Annotated in this window: 1 protein-coding gene; it reads right to left on the bottom strand. The window is 68.5% G+C overall.

Annotation, left to right across the window (positions count from 1 at the left end; all coding sequences use genetic code 11):
- Positions 1 to 632, bottom strand: a 632-nt coding sequence (locus AC1DYI_RS37800) for a dienelactone hydrolase family protein (RefSeq protein ID WP_477209175.1), incomplete at its 3' end; no start/stop codon positions are given.
- Positions 633 to 647 lie beyond the last annotated feature (15 nt).

The raw sequence follows: 647 nt of genomic DNA, 5'->3' as shown, positions 1-647 counted from the left end.
GCCCCAGCCAGCAGCTCGGGCACACGCGCGGCCAGCAGGTTGACCATGCCGCCGCCGTAGCAGAAGCCCACCGCACCCAGCTTGCCGTTGCCGCCGGCGACGGCGCGGGCGTAGGCCGCCGCGGCAACGAAATCCTCACGGGTCTTGGGCTGGTCCAGCTTGGCGAAGAGCTCGCGCGCCTTGTCCTCGTCCCCCGGATAACCGCCGAGCGGGAACAGCGCGTCGGGCGCCACGGCGATGAAGTTTTCCAGCGCGAGGCGGCGGGCGACGTCTTCGATGTGCGGGTTCAGGCCGCGGTTCTCGTGCACCACCAACACCACCGGCAACGGCCCCGCGGCCTGGGCTGGCCTGGCCACATAAGCGCGCACCTTGCCGTAGCCAGCGGCCGAGGCGAATTCGACGAATTCCGTCTTCAGGCGCACATCACTCGGCGCCACCTTCTGTGCACGAGCGAAGTCGGGGCTTAGCGCCGCCAACAACGCTGTTGCTGTCATACCGCTGGCGGCGGCGAAACGCGCGACGCGATCCAGAAAACCTCGGCGGTCGATGTCGCCGTGGACGTACTGGTCGAACAGGCACCACAGCTCCGGATCGATCTCGTTGGCGTTGACAGGCGCGGCGGGTTGGCTCATGGCGAGGTCCTGGAA

It is taken from the genome of Ideonella sp. P3_A4 (assembly GCF_056403075.1).
The sequence above is the reverse complement of the archived record's forward strand: the minus strand, read 5'-3'. Positions and strand labels throughout refer to the sequence as shown.